This window comes from Achromobacter sp. GbtcB20, from assembly GCF_019091095.1.
GTDB lineage: Bacteria > Pseudomonadota > Gammaproteobacteria > Burkholderiales > Burkholderiaceae_B > Achromobacter > Achromobacter mucicolens.
On record NZ_JAGXJZ010000203.1, the window covers coordinates 1 to 507 of the forward strand.

A 507-nucleotide genomic window follows, 5' to 3' on the forward strand; every position below is an offset into this window, starting at 1 on the left:
GCCCCCTGGTCGGCGCCGCCCTGTCCATGCCCACCTTCGCCGGCGGCCGCCGCCGAATCCGCCACCTTGTACAGTTCCTGGCAACGCGCTTCGCCATGCTCCCTGAGCAGCACGCGTTGCGCCGCACCGGCGGCAACGGGATCGTAGGCCTGTACGCGGCAATTCGCCGCAAACAGTTTCCGTATCAGCGCAAGACTGGGCGCCCCGCGCACATCGTCCGTGTTCGGCTTGAACGACAAGCCCCACAGCGCAACGGTTTTTCCCGCCAGCCGATCGATGCCGTCGAAGAACTCGGCAATCTTCTTGAACAGGATGTTCTTTTGCGATGCGTTCACCGCTTCGATGGCGTTCAGGATGCGCAGGTGCTGGCCATGGTCGTCCGAGGTCTTCAGCAAGGCCCGGACATCCTTGGGAAAGCAGCAGCCGCCGTATCCCACGCCGGCATATAGAAAGTCCGGGCCGATGCGCGGATCTGAGCCGAAGCCGCGCCGTACCTGCTCGATATCG

Annotated in this window: 1 protein-coding gene; it reads right to left on the reverse strand. The window is 64.1% G+C overall.

Features of this window, described 5'->3' with window-relative positions:
• Nucleotides 1-507 (reverse strand): UDP binding domain-containing protein (locus KVT32_RS28580; protein WP_305864202.1); only part of this gene is annotated, 507 nt, incomplete at both ends.